The following is a 16,670-nucleotide window of genomic DNA, read 5'->3' as shown; positions in this document are numbered from 1 at the left end:
TCCTACACTTTCTTGATAAATAAATCCTGGCTGCCACGAATGCGTTCAGCATAGATGCCTTTTTCAGATCTTTTGCCGGCGCTGATAATCATTGTGATGGCGGCCCCGGAGGGCAGATCCAGCAGCTTTTTCACGCGGACTTCGTCAAAGCCCTCCATCGGACAGCTGTCATAACCGGCAGCACGAAAAGCCAGCATCAGGTTTTCACAGGCCAGGGCGGTGGTTTTGGTGGCCCATAGCAAATTGCCGCTGCGACCAAAAGGCCCGCGTGGCATAACCCGGAACATTCCCAGGAAAAACACAGCCAGGCTTTTAAACGGTGCCAGAATATGCAAGGGACCATTGCCATACACGAACGGCACAAGTTTGTTGTAATAGGCATGAACACTTTTCGGGGTGTCATGGCGGTTGGAAAAATAAGCCTGATTGATCTTCTGACCCCGCTGCCATTGATCGGGACGGGCCACGCAGGCAATCAGCGTCGGCGCGGTACGCGCTGCCGGCTGATTCAGACAGAATTCTTTCATACGCTGAAGCTTGTCCGGGCTTTTTATCCAGTAAAATTCCCACGGCTGAAGGTTGGAGGAATTCGGTGCCAGCAATCCCAAACGCAGGCATTCTTCGACGACAGCATCCGGAATCGATTCATTGGTATAGTGGCGGACAGAACGACGGCTTTCGACAACTTTGGTGAATTCGCCAAAGTCGCATGCAACTGCAGGTTCAGAATACATGACGTCAGGAGCTTTGCTGAAAATATTGTCGGACATCTAGTCTTGAACCTCGCACTGCATGCGTGCATCGCTACGGCAGTTGATCCAGGTTCCATCGTGTTTTGGTGGTAAATAGCTGGGGCTGCAGAATGTGTTTTTGAATATGGTGTAGGTCAAAGAGCGCCCACGATGGGTCATCTCGCAGGTCCAGCGGACATCGCGTTCGGCTTCGCTTTCGGCGCGGCGCTTGATGTCGTTAAAACAGAAGGTTCCGCTGTTGGCATTGCAGTAGGAATACTCCGAACCACGTCCGGTGACCTGGATGGTTTTGGCAAAAACTGACTGTGACATAAGAATTGCAAATACAGCAAGAATGAACGCTTTCATAAAGGCCTCCGCCTCTCAATCAACGCACAGTTTAGAGGGGGAGGCAACAGACAGTGTTATCAAGGCATAGCGTCAGTGTCAGGCTTGGGTAAGAAACTGAACGCCCAGTTCCTGAGCCTGCTCAATCTCGTTCCAGCGTGACCAGCGGACTTGTCCTTCGACGCTGACATATTCACCTTCTTTGTTCTGGTAGGTGAGATTGACAAAGTCTTTCTTCGTATAGAATGGAGCCTTAATCTTAAGGCAAGAGCCGTTAAGTGAAATGTTCTCAAAGGCACCTCCCATGATGGGTTGAAAGCCGCGGTTTTCCATTCCCGAGGGCAGCATAGACGGACTGACCATGGCGCGGCTTTCCTGCGTTTCGCGCTTGTCCTGACGAAGCTCCAGCTGACGGCCATTCAGGTGGGCCTGGATGTCTTTCAGCAAGTTGGCCTCTTCGGTCTTCCACAGCACCACGAAGTCATTGCGGGATTTCAGGCGGATTTTCATCGAGCTTGAAAGCTCGTTCACCACGAAGAAGGTCTTCACATTGCGGGTGGTTTTTTGCAGATAGCTGTACAGGTCAAAGTGCCGCACTTCCAGAAAAGGCAGGAAGACGACGATAATTTTTTCGACGTCGTTGTTTTGCAGAACCGGGCGCAGCGAATAGGGATTGTCGATCAGTGTGCAATCGAAAGTCTTTTCGTTTTTCAGTTGCGCAGGAATACGGTTGGTCCCGGTGATAAAGATTTGTGTGTTCATCATTCTTAAGTTCCCCCTTGTGCAGATTCCTATAAGCAAGCATGAAGCCAGCTTCAGACCTGCGCAGAATGGCTCTTCAGAAAAAGTGCGTGAACAGGTGTCTAGAAATTACTGACAGTGTTAAGTTCCTTCCTCTCAAAATGAGACTCTGACGGGAGGAGGGGTGAGAGGGCCTCTTGCTCAGGCCCCCTCACTGGAGGGAAGGGTATTTGAATGGATACAGCGTAAATGCCGCCTCCTATATAATAGGAGTGAAGATCGCCAAGCTGATCTTTCTCACCATAGAGACCACCCTGGGAGAGGTTCATGGGCTCTGTGGTATGAAAGCGCAAGTGAAGCTGTTGATCTGGGCTATTTGCCGTTACATCGTTCATGCAAAGTCAGTAATGCAATCGTGGGGCCCTCGGTGAGAACGCATATATTTCATCTGACATAATTTCGTGAGTTTTTCGGGGCAAAATGACCCGATCCGCAGGAGAAAGACCCCCATGCGTTTAAACAATATTAATAGTGTCTTTTCCTTGCGATGAGACCCTTCTTCACCTAAGAATGAGTTAAGACTGAATAAATCATAAATCCTGGGAGAGAAGGGTTTTTGTGAAAAGACTAAAGCGGCTGTTCGTTCTGTCACATGAATGGAATGTCTTTCTTGTTCTGTTGATTATCATTTCCGTCAGCGTACTGAGCTGGTGGATGGTTAAGGTGCATCTTGAAAAAGAATGGAATGCACGTCTTGAATCAGAAATAGGAAGTGTTCAGGCGGTGATCAACCGCGAGTTCTTCGGCTATGGTCAGTCGTTGATGGACACACGCGCCTTTTTCCAGTTGGCAGGAATTCCCACAGCGAAAGAATATCAGGACTATGTGGATTCTTCCCAGGTGCTTCGACGTTTCCCGGGGTTGCAGGGTATTGGCTTTGCGCAAAAAGTTGAAAAAGACGGTGTGCCCGGTTTAGAGCGCGCCATGCGCGATCAGGGCTTTGTCGATTTTAAATTCTGGCCCGAAGGGGAGCGTCCTTTATACACTTCAATTACTTTGATTCAGCCCCAGGATTGGCGAAACAAAAAAGCCCTGGGCTTTGATATGTACTCGGATCTGACTCGGCAGTCGGCGATGGATAAAGCGCTGTTGGGAAATCTGATGGCGGTGTCTGATCCGGTGGTCCTGGTGCAGGATGATCAGGAGGAATTCCAAAAAGGTTTCCTGATTTATCTGCCAGTGACCAAGACGATTGACGTGTCGGGTGAAGTGGAGCCCAAGAACATGCTTCTGGGGTTTGCGTACTCGGTGGTGCGTATCAACCGTTTCTTTAACGGCGCCTTCGGGGTGCCGCAGTTCTATGATGAAAAGGTCAATTATAAGATCACCATCTATGATCAGAAGATGGGTCGCACCATTCCGATCTATGAACGCTTCCCGTCCAAGTCTGAAGACAAGGTCGTTTCTGATATCTCGGTCAGCCGTGAAATCAAAGTCTTTGATAAAACCTGGACAATTCACTTTGAGCCTTTGCCGCATTTCTTTAACTGGTACGAACGCTATGTCCCGATTCTTTTTGCGTTTGTGACACTGGTGATGTTGTCGGTGATTTTCCTGGCATTGTGGTCCACACAGCAGTTCCTGAAGTTCAGTGAACGCCATAAAGCCTCTTTGTCCCAGCTTTCCAAGAATAAATCCGAGGATATCGCCATGTTCCGCAAGCTGAACACGGTACAAGCGGATTTGTCTTCGGCCATTGAAGGCAGTTCTTTGTTTGAAAAGTTCTGCACACACATGGAAAGCGTATTTGGTGTCGAGGATTGCGCTGTCTTTGTCCGTGAGCAAAAAGGCCCTTATGAAAAGCGCTTCCAGAAAAATCTGAACGTCTTCCCGGATATTCTGGACGTGCCACGTGAATTTGATGTCCATCTGGGCGAAGGGATCCTGGCCACTCAAGGCGCGGTCGAGGCCATGCAAAAAGCCCTGGCCATGATACCACCCGACGTGCGTAAAACTCTGGATCAGTCGCCTTACTACCTGATCCGCACGGCCATGCATGAATCCGGCAAGGAAACCTCGGTGCTGATCGTGTTGAAGGGCCCCAAAAGCCTGCTGGATTCGGAGATGAAGTCCTATGCGGTTCAGCGTGTGGTGGGGAAATTCACCATGTCCTATGATAAGGCCATTTTGCTTCGTCGTGCGGAAGATGCGAACTTTATGAAAAGTTCGTTCCTGGCCAACATGAGCCACGAGATCCGCACACCGTTGGGAGTAATCGTAGGGTATTCAGAGATTCTGGCAGATGACGATCTGGAGCCCGGCGACAAAGAGCAAATTGTCAAAAGCATTAAACGCAACGGTAAAGAGCTGGCGCGTTTGATTGATGATATTCTGGATATCTCCAAGGTGGAAGCCGGCAAGCTGCACTTTGAAATGGCTCAGGTGAATCTTGAAAACCTGATTCAGGAAATCAAATCCATCATGGAAGTGCGCGCTTCCGACAAGAAAATCCAGTTCAGCACGGCGAAGCTCAGCAATGTGCCGTCGATGGTGGTGACTGATGATGTGCGCCTGAAACAGATTCTGGTGAATGTTGTGGGTAATGCCATCAAGTTCACGGAAAAAGGCGGCGTGAAGCTGCTGTATAAAACCTACGCCAGTGATCATGGCGAACAGTTCCTGGAATTCCAGGTGCAGGATAGCGGTGTCGGTATCAGTGAAAAAGGCCGTGAAATGCTGTTTAAGCCGTTTTCTCAAGCCGATGTTTCCACGACCCGCAAGTATGGTGGCACCGGCCTGGGGCTGGCACTTTCCAAGCGTCTGGCTGAACTTCTGGGCGGGGAGCTTTTCCTGCAGGAATCCTCTATCGGCAAAGGTTCCACCTTCTGTCTGCGCATTCCGCTGAAGGATCTTGAAAAACGCGCTTTCAATGTGCGCCCTGAAAAAAATGTGGTGAAGGTGGAAAGTGCTCTGGATGACGGTCCCAAGCGCGAGATCGACTGGGGTGCTTTGGATCTGAAAAATCTGCTGGCAGGATCAAGAATCCTGCTGGTCGAGGATTCTGAAGACAATCAGGAAATATTTGAACACTTCCTGCGCAGTGCCGGGGCGGATGTGATGATTGCGGATGATGGTGAAAAGGCTGTGGACCAGGCTTTCCGGTACAATCCGGATTTGATTTTGATGGATATCCAGATTCCCAAATTCGATGGTCGCGAGGCCACCAAGCGCATTCGTCAAAAGGGCTTCACTCGCAACGTGATTGCCCTGACGGCCCACGCTCTGCATGAAGAACTGCAAAGTTGCCTGGAAGCAGGCTGCAATGGTCAGATCACCAAGCCGGTGTCCGGAGAGCTGCTGGTGCAGGAAGTTTACTTCTATCTGAATCACAAGGTTTGATATGGCAGCGATGATTGTGCCTGTGGAATCAAAAGTGAAATACCTGCGCCGTCGTGATGCTGAGCTCGAATCCCTGTTGGGGATGATTGTGGGTGCGGAGTTGTTTGAGCTGGGAAAAAAAGTGGGGCATCAGGTCAAAGGCAATGCCGCGACTTTCGAGTTCAATGATCTCACCGACCTTGGCAAGAGGCTTGAGGCCGCTTGCCTTGCGGAAGATGGTCAGGCGGTGCAGTCTGCGGCGCAAGAGCTAAAGCAGAAGGTGACCGCCCTGTTGGAGCAGTATTCATGAGTGGCTGGTTTTCCCAACCAGCAGTCGATACACAAACAAAATCAGCATTGAGCCAAAGACCGAGGCGATAAAGCCGGCTGGCTCATAGGGTGCATAATATCCCGCACGGGTTCCGATAAAGTGCGCGACAAAAGATCCGGCGATACCCAGCATGCAGGTGATGATCCAGCCTCCGGGGTCTCGTCCGGGCATAAGTATTTTGGCAATGGCTCCCACCAGCAGTCCCAGAATGATGGCGACAATCATGATGTGCTCCTTTCGGTGTAAGGTGTTTGATGGAAGGCCACCCCTTCGGAGAATGCTTGAAAGGGTGGCCGCTTATCCGTCATCTGTCGTGGTCAAATGACGAACGAAAATATTGGGTTACTGTTGCGGGCGGCGGGAAGGGGAAGTTGGTTTATCCAGACTCTCTCTTGCGCTGCTGGCGTACTTGGCAAAGACGGAGGAGACTTTTTCAGAAGCCTCGTCTTTCGCCATGCCGTATTTCTGCTGCAAAATACCCGCGATGGCTGTGGCATCACCCTTGGTTTTATCCCACTCGTCATCGGTGATATTACCCCAGGCTTTATGCAGGTCGCCTTTGATCTCTTTCCATTTGCCCTGAATGATATCCTTATTCATGGTGTTCTCCTTTGTTGAGGGTTGTTGTGTTGTAAGTGATCAGTACCAGGGCTTTCGAGGCCTTGGCGTTGTTAAGTTCCGTGTCTGCCGGGTGTGTTGCGGCGTTAAGTTCATCAATCACCGTGATCTGTTGCAGATCTTTTTTCAGCACAGCTTTAACTGCCGCGGCTCGTTCATCAGCAAGTTTAGAATCTCCCGCGAGGATATGCTGCCCTGGCGAGGGATATTCCCGGTCGGCCCAGGCAAGAATGCGCACTTCCTGGATGCCCCCATGTCGTTCGGCGACTTCGGTAAGCTGATGGATTTTGCTTTGTTCTTCCTTGCTAAGCTCGTCGGTACCGGGCTGAAAGTTCACCACCGTGTAATGAGTAGTGCCGGGAGCGGTCGCCTCTGCAGACTGTGGTGACTCTGTTTTGGCAGAGTTAGAAGCGCATCCAGCGCCCAATATAAGAGAGCTGATTAAGGTCAGAAAAATGCTCGAGTTGCGTAACATAATGTCTCCTTATGGTGTTTTTCCGTGGGGCCAGAAGCCCGTTGCTATAATATGGCTGCAACTGGGGTGCCTTAAGATAATACCGCTTAAAACGAAATAAATAGACTTATGAATCTTATTTTTGGCCAAAGGTGGCAAAAAGCCACAAAAAGGTTGCGGATATATGCCCCGCTGGATTATCTCTATATTCAGAAGGGGGCTTAATGGACTCTCAAAAAACGATCCTGCTTATTGAAGATGATTTGGATTTGGCAGAGCTTGCAACAGCGTACTTCCGCCAAAAAGGCATTCAGGTTTTGCATATGGAAGACCCTTTGGAGGCTTTGAAATCCATCACTTCCAAAAAGCTGGTTCCTGATGCCATCATCACGGATTTGAATCTGCCCTTGATGTCGGGCCTGGATTTTATCAAAGCTGCTCGCAATGAAGGTGTGGCGCTTCCGATTATTCTGATCACCGTTTCCAACGATGTCGACACGGCGGTGGAAGCCATCAATGCCGGCGCTTATGACTTTGTGGTGAAACCACTGCATTTCCCTCAGCTTTTAATTTCTGCGCAACGGGCATTCAAATTTAATTCCTTGAATGAAGAAAATGAAAACCTGCGCCAGACTCTGGATTTCAGCAAAGGTGTGAATCCTGATGGCATCATCGGAAAAAGTGATGCGATTCGCAAAGTCGTGGATCTGGCCCGCCGGGTGGCGAAGAGCGCTTCGACCGTTTCGATCACTGGTGAAAGTGGCACGGGGAAAGAAGTCTTTGCCAAAGCCATTCATAACTGGAGTCCGCGCGCCAAGAAACCTTTTGTGGCGATCAACTGTTCAGCCATTCCGGAAAATCTTCTGGAATCTGAATTGTTCGGTCACGCCAAGGGATCTTTCACCGGTGCGGTGGAAAAGAAAGTCGGTCTTTTTGAAGAAGCCGACGGCGGCACATTGTTTCTGGATGAAATCGGGGATTTGAATCTGTCCTTGCAGGCCAAGCTTTTGCGCGTTTTGCAAGAGCGCGAAATCAAGCGGGTGGGTGAAAATCAGTCCCGTTCGGTGGACGTGCGCGTGATCGTGGCGACCCATAAGGATCTTCGTCAGGAAGTCGCGGAAAAACGTTTCCGTGAGGACTTGTATTTCCGTCTGAATGTGATTCCGGTGAAACTTCCGCCGCTGCGGGATCGTCGTGAGGACATTCTGCCTTTGGCAGAGCATTTCCTGAAAAAATACAACGCCATCAATGGCACTCAGGTGCAGGGGTTTAAAAAATCCGCCAAAGAGTTTTTGCTGACTCAAGGCTGGCGCGGAAACGTGCGCGAACTTGAAAATGCCATTGAACGGTCCGTGGTTCTTTCATCCGGGGCCGAGATTGATGTTGCGGCCTTCACTCTTTTTGATGAACCGGCATTGCAGGATGCTTTCTTAAGTACAGAGGATAAAAAGAACGCCTTTGTTTTTCATTTCGGTGACGAGGTCGAACCTTTGCACGAGCTGGAAAAGAAATACGTGCAATTCGTCTATGAAAGAAAAAATCGCGCAAAAGAACTGACGGCCAAAGCTCTCGGTATTGATCGAAAAACCCTGTATCGCAAACTGCAGGAAATTGACCCGCAGGTTTCCGTCTAGGGGAAAATTCCTCAGGGTGCGGGGTGATTTGCCTCGCGCCAGGGCTTATAACGATTTTAAACGTTTTAAGCCTTGGTGGTTCCCTTGCATTACCTTTCTTGTGAGATAACAAGGAGGGTATCCATGACTTCGATTATTCGTCTGGCGCTGGCTTTGGGTTTTGTAGGCGCCATCACTTACGCACAACCTGATGTCGAGCTGGCCACAGCCCGTATGGTGGGTGCATCACAGGTCGCACCCGTCTTTTTTGAGCCGGGAAAAAACAATATGAACGGTGAAGAGAAAAAAGAACTGCGCTCGTTCTTCACCTCACTGCGTGAGTCTGACAAGATCAAATCCGTGCGGGTTTTAAGCTGGGGAGATCGCGAGTATCCGGCGAAGGATGAAAAAGCCTCTGCCAAACAAATTTCTTTGGCCAAAGATCGCGCCGACTCCATTAAAAAGTTTTTGCAGCAGGATCTGAAGATTGATTCTGTGGATACGCACAATATGACCGAGCGTCCGTCCAAACTCAGTGAACTTTTCAAAACCGATGACTATGAAGTGAAATCCTCGGCCGAAGCCACCGGCGCAGCACCAGCTCAGAATAAAACCGGTGTGTTTGAAGAAATGGCCCGTTCCACCACCGCTTTGGTGTTGGTGGTCTTGCAGTAAAGGAATGAGCTTTCCCAGTTGAAATTAGGATTTCATCGGGGCTGGGCTCATAATTGTCGGATGGATTTAAATCAGATCATGTTCTTAATAATCCTGGCTTTGGCGCTGTACTTTTTTGTCAGCGAAAAGCTGGGCGTGGATATGACGGCCTTGCTGATCATCCTGGCATTGGCGGTGACGCGGATTCTGGATCCCAAAGAGGCCTTTGCCGGATTTTCAAGTGAACCGGCCCTGATTGTGGTGGCGGTGTTTGTGCTGTCCGCAGGTCTTTCTGCCACGGGGCTGACAGATGCCATTGGCAATGCCGTCAGTCGGGTGGCTGGGAAAAATCAGTGGACGGCAAATCTGGTTATCATGACGACGGTGGCGGCACTTTCGGCCTTCACCCATCACTTGATGGTCACCGCGATGATGCTTCCGATTGTGATGCGACTTTGCCGGGAACAAAACCTTCCCTCTTCGCGATTATTGATTCCCATGGCCACGGCAGCATCCCTGGGGACGACACTGACTTTGATTGGTGCGCCAGCCTTTCTGCTGGCAAACAGCGTTTTAAAGCGGTCCGGAGAACCGGCCTTGCGGTTGTTCTCAGTGACCCCGTTGGGGGCCACACTGGTCGGTGTCAGCTTTGTGCTGATTTTGCTTTTGTTATGGGTTCTGCCAAAGACATCAGGGCGCGATCATCATGATGAAAAATTTCGTATCGAAGAACTTTTCACCGAGTTGGTGGTTCCGTCTGGTTCCCGCTGGGCGGGGATGGGTTTGGCGCAGTTTCAGAAAGAAATGGAAAAGCGGTTTGAAATCGTCGGTCTTAAAAGAAACGGCATAAGGATTTCCACCTTGGAAGCCGAAGTACAGTTGGAAGTGCACGATGTGCTGCTGGTTAAAACTTCGCCCGATGAGCTCTTGTCGGTGGACGAGAAAATGGGTCTGGCACTAAGGACGGTGAAAAAGTACGGCGAAGAAATAGCCGCCGCCGAAGAAGGGCACAGCAAGGTCGCCGAACCCATGATTGTACAGGCTTTGGTTGCTCCTCAGTCTTCTTTGGTGGGAAAAAGTGTCGGTGAAATTGATTTTGTGCGCACCATGGGGGTTGTTGTTATCGGGCTATGGCGCCGGGGTGGGTGGATGTATCACGAGCTTTCTCAGGCGCGGTTGCGCGAAGGGGACTTGATCATTCTGTGGGGGCATGAAAATCAGCTGGATGAAATCAATGCCAAATACAGTCATCTTCTGATGTTGTTCCCGATGAACGTGCGACCGAAAAAACGGGTGAAGGCCAAAACAGCGGCTCTTATCATGGGAACGTCGGTATTGGTCGCGGCGACGGAAACTCTGCCTCCGCATATCGCGTTTATGATGGGGGCGGTGGCGATGGTTCTAAGCAAATGCATTTCCGTGCGCCAGGCGTATGACTCTATCGAAGTAAAAATCTTTGTGATGATTTCCGGGGTGATCCCTTTGGGGATCGCCATGGAAAAAACGGGACTGGCCACCTTGTTTGCTGAAAGTCTGGCACGGGTGATCGCGCACTGGGAGCCCTGGGCCATCATGATGACCTTCTTTGTGGCCGCCGGATTGTTGACTCAGATTTTATCGGATGCGGCAACAACTGTGCTGATTGCGCCCATTGCAATTGCATTTGCAAAAACCGCCGGGGTTTCGCCAACCGCGGCGGTGGTTTGTGTGACCGTCGGAGCCGTTGCGTCTTTTCTGACTCCGATCGGGCACCATGGAAATTTACTGATTCTGGGGCCGGGGAACTACCGATTTGTCGATTTCCTGAAAATCGGCTTTCCGCTGACGGCCCTGATCGCGGTGGTTACATGCTTTATGTCCCTGCATCTGTGGAGCTAAGCGGGGACGGCGGAGGAAGCTGCACCTGATCCCACTTGGGCACATTCACACCCAAAGTGATCTTCAGAACTTCATTCACGTCCTCGACAAAGTGGAAGCGCAGGTCTTTGCGAATATCCTCAGGAATCTCTCTCAGATCCTTTTCGTTTCTTTTGCAAAGAAGAATTTCCTGCACACCCGCCCGGTGAGCGGCAATGACCTTTTCCTTGATCCCGCCCACTGGCATCACGCTGCCCCGTAAAGAGATCTCTCCGGTCATGGCAATCTTCGGATCCACCGGCTTGTTCAGCAGCATGGAGGCCATCGAAGTCAGCATGGTGATACCGGCAGAAGGCCCGTCTTTCGGGATGGCTCCGGCTGGTACGTGCACGTGAATGTCTTTTTTTGCAAAGTCCAGCAATGGATCCAAAAGCGGCAGCCGTGATTTCAGCAGTGTCAGCGCAATTTTTGCCGATTCCTGCATCACCTCGCCCAGTTGTCCCGTCAGCAGCAGATTTCCCTTGCCGGGCATCTGGGCTGATTCGATAAACAGGATGTCCCCGCCCACCGGCGTCCATGCAAGTCCGGTTACCACTCCAGGAGGCAGCAAGCTGCCAATCATGTCGGTCGAGAATCTTTCAGCACCAAAGATTTCCTCCAGGTCTTTTTCTTCCACCAGCAGCGGCAGTCCTTCGGCTTTGATGATCTTAAGACTCATGTGTTTGCAGATGCTGGCGATCTTTCTTTGTAAATCGCGCACACCAGCTTCACGGGTGTAATGAGTCAGCAGTTTGGTCAGCGCCTGATCCGTGATTTGCAGTTGATTGTCTTCCAATCCATGCTCGATCAATTGCTTAGGCCATAGATGGTTGCGCGCAATCTGGCGCTTTTCATCGACCGTGTAGCCGCTGAGATCGATCACTTCCATGCGGTCCAGCAGTGGCAATGGAATGCCCTCCAAAGAGTTCGCAGTGGCGATAAAGAACACCTTCGACAAATCAAACGGCGTATCCAGATAGTGATCCTGGAACGTGTTGTTTTGTTCAGGGTCCAGGACTTCCAGCATCGCACTGGCGGGATCGCCGCCAAAGCCGCGGGTCAGTTTGTCGATTTCATCCAGAATAAAGACTGGATCATTTTCGCCGGCCTTCTTAATGCCTGCGATGATTCGACCGGGCAGGGCGCCGATATAGGTGCGACGATGCCCGCGAATTTCCGCGTCATCACGCACGCCACCCAGGGCCACGCGCACATATTTTTTACCCAAAGCACGCGCAATACTTTTGCCTAAAGAGGTTTTACCCACACCCGGAGGTCCGATAAACATCAGAATGGATCCCTGATGCGACTTGCGCAGTTTCATCACCGCCAGATGCTGCAGGATTCTTTTTTTGATTTTTTCCAGACCATAATGGTCTTCATTCAGCACGCGCTCTGCGGCCTCCAGATCAATGTTCTGTTGCGCGGACGACTGATTCCACGGCAGAGTTGTCATCAACTCCAGATGGGTGCGAATCATCTGATACTCAGGCGAAGCTGAATTGGATGTTTCCAGCCGGCGCAGCTGATTTTTCGCCAGTTCCAAAGCTTCCGCAGGCATTCCGGCCTTGTCGATTTTATCTTTGAATTTGGTGAACAGGTCCTCGCCCTCGTTGTCGCCAAGCTCTTCGCGGATAACGCGCATTTGTTCCCGCAGAATGCTTTCTTTTTGATTCTGCTGGAAGCTTTCCTGCAATTTGTCGCGGATGCCGCGCTGGATTTTCAGGCGTTCTTTCAGTTCCTGCAGGCGGTCCAAAAGTTTCAGGGCGCGGTCTTTCAGAGCTGCGATTTCCAGAATTTCCTGTTTGTCGGATATATTGATATCTGCGTAAGCGGCACACATGTTTACGAGTGTCTGCAGATCTTCAATTTCAGCAATCATCTCACGGATCTGCCTTGTGTTTCCGGGCAGAAGGTCCAAGAGGTCATCGCTGAGTTGGCGCAAAGAGGACAGCAGGGCTTCTTCTGTTTTTTTATCCAGATGTCCTGAGTCTTCCACGGCCTCGGTTTGCGCTTCAATGTGCCCGTCAGATTCCCGGCTGTGAATCAGGCGAACGCGTTGATGGGCTTTGACGAAAATATTATAACTTCCGTCTTCTTCCATGCGGAATGATTCGACTTTTGCCAGTGTGCCGACCTGATAAAGATCTTCAGCTTTGTCCACCGACGCATTGGGGTTTTTCTGCGTCAGCAATATCACCCAGTGATTGTCGCGCAGGGCTTTTTGTAAAGCCGATATACTTTTTTCACGTCCGATTCTTAAAGGCATACTGATGTCAGGAAACAGTACGGAATTCTTCAGAGGAATGACTGGGACGTAACCAGAGACGTATGACACGTGTTACCTCGTTTTCTCCCCATAAGTGGGGCTTCCTTAAAGATGAGCACGATCCGCCCGCCGTCAAGCCAGGGTGACTCCATAATCTTTTTCGATGCGGGATATGAGTTCTTTATAGTTTACAGGTTTCGTAAAATAGCCTTGCGCACCCAGATTGAGGGACTTTCGGATACTTAGCTCATCGTCATAAGCGCTCATCATATAGACATCAATATCGGGGAAGCGCTGCTTCACTTTCTTCAGCAATTCAAAGCCCGAAACGTTGGGCATATTAATGTCGGTGAATAAAACTTCGGAGCCCGGATTTCTTTGGGAACTTTCCAGATATGATAAGCAGGACTGGGCATCTTCAAAGAAGTGAAAGCGAATATCGCCTTTTTCAATGGGCTTTCTGAACTTCAGTTCGCACAGGGCACCGACACTGCTTTCGTCATCGACCACGACGACGTCCAAAGGTACTGACGTGTTCATAGACTGACCTCTGCCGTGCGTTGGGCACTGGGAAGTTCGATGGTGATAAGAGTGAACTCGTTTTCTTTGCTTAGAATTTGGAAAGAACCCCGGTTTTTTTCAACATTCTGTTTGGCAATCCAAAGTCCCAGTCCGGTTCCTTCGCCGGGTGGCTTCGTGGTATAGAACTCATCGCAAACATTGGGAAGGTGATTTTGTGGAATGCCGGTGCCATTGTCGCGGACTGAAAGGCGGCACAGAGCTTTTCCGGGCAAAAGCTCCACCTGCAGCTCTGGGATAAATGTGGTGCGGTTTCTTTGAAACTTTTCATTCAAAGCATAAAGAGCGTTGTCGATAATGTTGATAAAAACCCGTTCCATGGCCGGCGCGTCGACCAGGCGTGCCTGCACCTGAGGCGTGATGTTGATTTTTTTGACCAAAGCCGTTTTCAGATCAATATCGGTGATGGATCGCAGGAACATGTCCAAAGCCCGCTCGACCAGAGCAGAGAAATTAACCCATTCCGGTTCCTGGCTGGTGTCCTGACGGGCCTGTTTTAACATGTTGGTGATAATGTCACTGGCACGCATGCTGTGTTGCTGGATCATTTCAACGGCGCGGTCACGGGATTCTTTGTCGAGGTCGCTATCCTGCAGCAGCTCTGAAGCGTTGATAATGATGTTCAAAGGATTCTTCAGCTCATGGGCAATACCGAAGGTGATGCGTCCGATAGTCGCAAGTTTTTCCTGAGAGATAAGTTGTTTCTGTGTGGCCTGAAGTGAAGCGAAGGCTTTTTGCAGTTCGCTGGTGCGTTCGTTAACAAGTCTTTCCAGACTTTCGTTGATTCTTTTTAAAGAGTCCTCCGCCGCCAGACGGCGGTACTCGGTCCCGATGCGGGCGGCAAAGAATTCCACAATCGCTGTCTGCATTTCCAAATTCGCAAAAGGCTTTTCGTCCATGATCACCAGCAATCCAATAAGACGACCATCTGTGTGCAGAAAGGGGGATCCCAGATAGGACTGTACATTCATATCCTTCAGCATCTGGTCTTTGGGGAATTCCTGCTGCACGTTCGTGGAATAGCAGGCCACACGGGTCCCGCAAAGGACCTGGGTGCACGGGGTGTCTTCCAGGTTATAGACGACGTTGTCGGTGAAACCCTGGTTCGCCCATAGAAAGTCCGTTTGAATGGATTTGCGCTCAGGTTCAATGGCGTGACCAACCATCACGTATTTGACGTCCAAGGTGGTGGCCAGACGGTGCACCAGCTCGCGAATGTATTCTTTACCAGAAAGCAGCTGGTCCACATTGTAGATGTCTTTAATGACCTCCAAAGATTGAAGAGTGTTGCTTTCCATAGCTGGCCTCCAGCCAGTCCATTTTAGCACTCTGTCCGGGGAAAGATCGCTTTGGTCCGTAGGCCTGTTAAAAGTCATCTGATTTTCCGGATTTCCGGACAGCTCGTCCCCGTTTTCAGAAGCTGAGGGGCTAGGGGAGCGTCAGCTATCCACTGAGTGGATCTGACAGGGCACATCCCTTGCTGAAGGGGATCAGCATCGGAAATGAGTTTTTTCCAGAAAGGTATATTGTGAAAAATTTAGTATGTACGGTCTTGGGGGTTTTGTTGTTGAGTTCAGGTGTTCAGGCGGCACCAGTGAGTGCGGCTCTTGCTGAAAAAGCCAGAAAGCTTGCTGACCATTTGCAGGCCGTGGAATCGCAGCTGGTATATGCTGACCACGAGGAAGTTCGCTATAGCCTTGAAAAGCTTGAGATCACCTTGGGACGTTATCAGAAAAAAGAATCCCGCGTGCCGTTTGCCTGTATTTCCAATGGCAGTTCTGATCACTTTGAACGCTTCGTTCCGACTGATTTAGCAACTAACAAAGCAGTGGGTGGCGGGACGAGTTTGGATAAATGTCGTCAACTGATTGAAAAACAGATGAATGGTTTGATGTGTGTCTCGAATGGCAGTGACGATCACTTTGAGCGTTTCAGTCCTCTGGATTTGGCGACACGTAAAAAAATCGGTGGCGGCACTTCGTTTGATGCCTGCCAGGTGTTGATTGCAAAAGCAACGTCAGGATTTATGTGCGTTTCCAACGGAAGCGACGGCGCTTTTGAAAGCTTTATCCTGCGTGACCTTAAGAACGCCCGCAACATTGGCGGCGGAACGTCTCTGGATAACTGCCTGTCCGCAATTCCTCGTTAGTTTTTAAATCCATCCACCAAGGCGATGTCTCGGGTCATGCCGCCGAAGGGGCCGCAGTAAACGGTCTCTTCAAGCCATTTGGTTTCATCCGGGACTTCGTCTTTGAAAATAATTTTAGACCAGAAGCGGTTGATACTGTCCCAGTTATAACCGCGACCCTTCAGGTGGTCTTTCGATTCAAACGGTGCTGACGTCGCAATCACATGAGTCATCGGGCGACGGGCGTTGTTGATCAATTCAAAAAGATAAGGTTTCTGGGTTTCTGCATCCGGCAGGCTTAGCAGGTAAAGCAAGGCATCCACATCGTTGATTGCGCGGTGGGAATCAGTGAAGAACCCGTGATAGATATTCAAAAGCTCCAGCTTCGGGCTGGTAAAGCCCTTGTCGGGCCATTCAACCTGTTTAAACGAACAAGCCCATACGCGCTCTGTAGATGTTTTGGATCTGCGATCGATGAAAGGGCGGTCAAACTTCGCATTGTGCGCGATGATCAACTGACATTCATTTAAAAGAGCATCCACAGCAGTCCAGTCGATCTGCTTGCCGGCCACCATTTCATCGGTGATCCCGGTCAGAGCCTGAATTTCGGGTGTGATCGGTTTCCCTGGATCCTGGAAGCTGGAATAGGTCTTGGTGACAGCCAGAACTTCGCCCGAGTTTTTGTTGAAAAGGAACTGGCGAATACCGATTTCAATAATGGTGTCTTCGGCCTGGTTTAAACCCGTGGTTTCGACGTCCAAAATAGCGGCAACACGCACGATGTCGGCATTGTCCCGAACCCAGGTCGTGGTCGCATAAGGGGGTGTATTAAGTTTGCAATCCTCAAGGTGTTTGAGGGTGACTGATTTACCGTCTGCTGATTTACCGATCCAACGAAATGCCAAGGGACAACTCCTTAAAAATCGCGCC

General features: G+C 50.3%; 16 protein-coding genes. 6 read left to right on the top strand and 10 right to left on the bottom strand.

The genetic code is table 11. The features are described 5' to 3' along the window. Positions 1 to 2 precede the first annotated feature (2 nt). The 3 genes from AC04MQ_RS15995 to AC04MQ_RS15985 all read right to left on the bottom strand — a co-directional run bounded on the left by AC04MQ_RS15995 (position 3) and on the right by AC04MQ_RS15985 (position 1,844). The gene (locus tag AC04MQ_RS15995; protein ID WP_475392572.1) at positions 3 to 770 is read right to left on the bottom strand and encodes a nitroreductase family protein; all 768 of its coding nucleotides are present in this window, start codon (positions 768 to 770) and stop codon (positions 3 to 5) included. Further along, the gene (locus tag AC04MQ_RS15990) at positions 771 to 1,100 is read right to left on the bottom strand and encodes a hypothetical protein (RefSeq protein ID WP_015091239.1); all 330 of its coding nucleotides are present in this window, start codon (positions 1,098 to 1,100) and stop codon (positions 771 to 773) included. It lies immediately after the preceding gene. 78 nt (positions 1,101 to 1,178) lie between these two features. Next, positions 1,179 to 1,844 (bottom strand): PilZ domain-containing protein, encoded by a 666-nt coding sequence (locus AC04MQ_RS15985; RefSeq protein WP_015091238.1) that lies wholly within the window; start codon positions 1,842 to 1,844, stop codon positions 1,179 to 1,181. Between the two features lie 594 nt (positions 1,845 to 2,438). On the opposite strand from AC04MQ_RS15985, the gene AC04MQ_RS15980 reads away from it, so the two are divergent. Together AC04MQ_RS15980 and AC04MQ_RS15975 are read left to right on the top strand one after the other, a co-directional pair. After that, a complete protein-coding gene (locus tag AC04MQ_RS15980) occupies positions 2,439 to 5,219 on the top strand; it encodes a CHASE domain-containing protein (RefSeq protein WP_051026296.1) in 2,781 nt (926 codons plus the stop codon). A gap of 1 nt (position 5,220) precedes the next feature. Further along, the gene (locus AC04MQ_RS15975) at positions 5,221 to 5,508 is read left to right on the top strand and encodes an Hpt domain-containing protein (RefSeq protein ID WP_015091236.1); all 288 of its coding nucleotides are present in this window, start codon (positions 5,221 to 5,223) and stop codon (positions 5,506 to 5,508) included. Here AC04MQ_RS15975 and AC04MQ_RS15970 read toward each other — a convergent pair. The 3 genes from AC04MQ_RS15970 to AC04MQ_RS15960 form a co-directional block, all read right to left on the bottom strand. Continuing rightward, entirely contained in the window at positions 5,503 to 5,754 is a 252-nt protein-coding gene (locus tag AC04MQ_RS15970) for a GlsB/YeaQ/YmgE family stress response membrane protein (protein ID WP_015091235.1), read from the bottom strand. The genes AC04MQ_RS15975 and AC04MQ_RS15970 overlap by 6 nt on opposite strands. A gap of 117 nt (positions 5,755 to 5,871) precedes the next feature. Next, entirely contained in the window at positions 5,872 to 6,129 is a 258-nt protein-coding gene (locus tag AC04MQ_RS15965) for a CsbD family protein (RefSeq protein ID WP_015091234.1), read from the bottom strand. Beyond that, on the bottom strand, positions 6,122 to 6,622 hold the full coding sequence (locus AC04MQ_RS15960; protein ID WP_475392571.1) for a hypothetical protein: 501 nt from the start codon (positions 6,620 to 6,622) through the stop codon (positions 6,122 to 6,124). The genes AC04MQ_RS15965 and AC04MQ_RS15960 overlap by 8 nt, the downstream gene beginning before the upstream one ends. 203 nt (positions 6,623 to 6,825) lie before the next feature. Here AC04MQ_RS15960 and AC04MQ_RS15955 point away from each other — a divergent pair, with 203 nt between their 5' ends. The 3 genes from AC04MQ_RS15955 (at position 6,826) to AC04MQ_RS15945 (ending at position 10,746) form a co-directional block, all read left to right on the top strand. After that, the gene (locus AC04MQ_RS15955; RefSeq protein WP_015091232.1) at positions 6,826 to 8,235 is read left to right on the top strand and encodes a sigma-54-dependent transcriptional regulator; all 1,410 of its coding nucleotides are present in this window, start codon (positions 6,826 to 6,828) and stop codon (positions 8,233 to 8,235) included. A gap of 123 nt (positions 8,236 to 8,358) precedes the next feature. Next, positions 8,359 to 8,889 (top strand): OmpA family protein, encoded by a 531-nt coding sequence (locus AC04MQ_RS15950; protein WP_015091231.1) that lies wholly within the window; start codon positions 8,359 to 8,361, stop codon positions 8,887 to 8,889. A 60-nt stretch (positions 8,890 to 8,949) separates the two neighbouring features. Continuing rightward, complete coding sequence (locus tag AC04MQ_RS15945) at positions 8,950 to 10,746, top strand: SLC13 family permease (protein WP_015091230.1); 1,797 nt, start codon at positions 8,950 to 8,952, stop codon at positions 10,744 to 10,746. Here the strand turns inward: AC04MQ_RS15945 and lon are convergent. From lon to AC04MQ_RS15930, 3 genes are all read right to left on the bottom strand, one after another. Continuing rightward, positions 10,721 to 13,102, bottom strand: a complete 2,382-nt coding sequence (gene lon / locus AC04MQ_RS15940) for an endopeptidase La (RefSeq protein ID WP_475392570.1) — start codon at positions 13,100 to 13,102, stop codon at positions 10,721 to 10,723. The genes AC04MQ_RS15945 and lon overlap by 26 nt on opposite strands. A gap of 63 nt (positions 13,103 to 13,165) precedes the next feature. Then, the gene (locus AC04MQ_RS15935) at positions 13,166 to 13,573 is read right to left on the bottom strand and encodes a response regulator (protein ID WP_051026295.1); all 408 of its coding nucleotides are present in this window, start codon (positions 13,571 to 13,573) and stop codon (positions 13,166 to 13,168) included. Further along, the gene (locus AC04MQ_RS15930; protein WP_015091227.1) at positions 13,570 to 14,910 is read right to left on the bottom strand and encodes a GAF domain-containing sensor histidine kinase; all 1,341 of its coding nucleotides are present in this window, start codon (positions 14,908 to 14,910) and stop codon (positions 13,570 to 13,572) included. Before AC04MQ_RS15930 ends, AC04MQ_RS15935 begins: the two co-directional genes overlap by 4 nt. 230 nt (positions 14,911 to 15,140) lie before the next feature. Here AC04MQ_RS15930 and AC04MQ_RS15925 point away from each other — a divergent pair, with 230 nt between their 5' ends. Then, positions 15,141 to 15,761, top strand: a complete 621-nt coding sequence (locus AC04MQ_RS15925; protein ID WP_475392569.1) for a hypothetical protein — start codon at positions 15,141 to 15,143, stop codon at positions 15,759 to 15,761. Here AC04MQ_RS15925 and AC04MQ_RS15920 read toward each other — a convergent pair. Next, positions 15,758 to 16,645 carry a 3'-5' exonuclease gene (locus AC04MQ_RS15920; RefSeq protein WP_475392568.1) on the bottom strand — a complete coding sequence of 296 codons (888 nt, stop codon included), beginning with the start codon at positions 16,643 to 16,645 and terminating at the stop codon, positions 15,758 to 15,760. The genes AC04MQ_RS15925 and AC04MQ_RS15920 overlap by 4 nt on opposite strands. Positions 16,646 to 16,670 lie beyond the last annotated feature (25 nt).

Source organism: Bdellovibrio sp. MYbb2, assembly GCF_056175685.1.
Note: the sequence above shows the minus strand (reverse complement) of the source record. Positions and strands in the feature narration are given on the sequence as shown.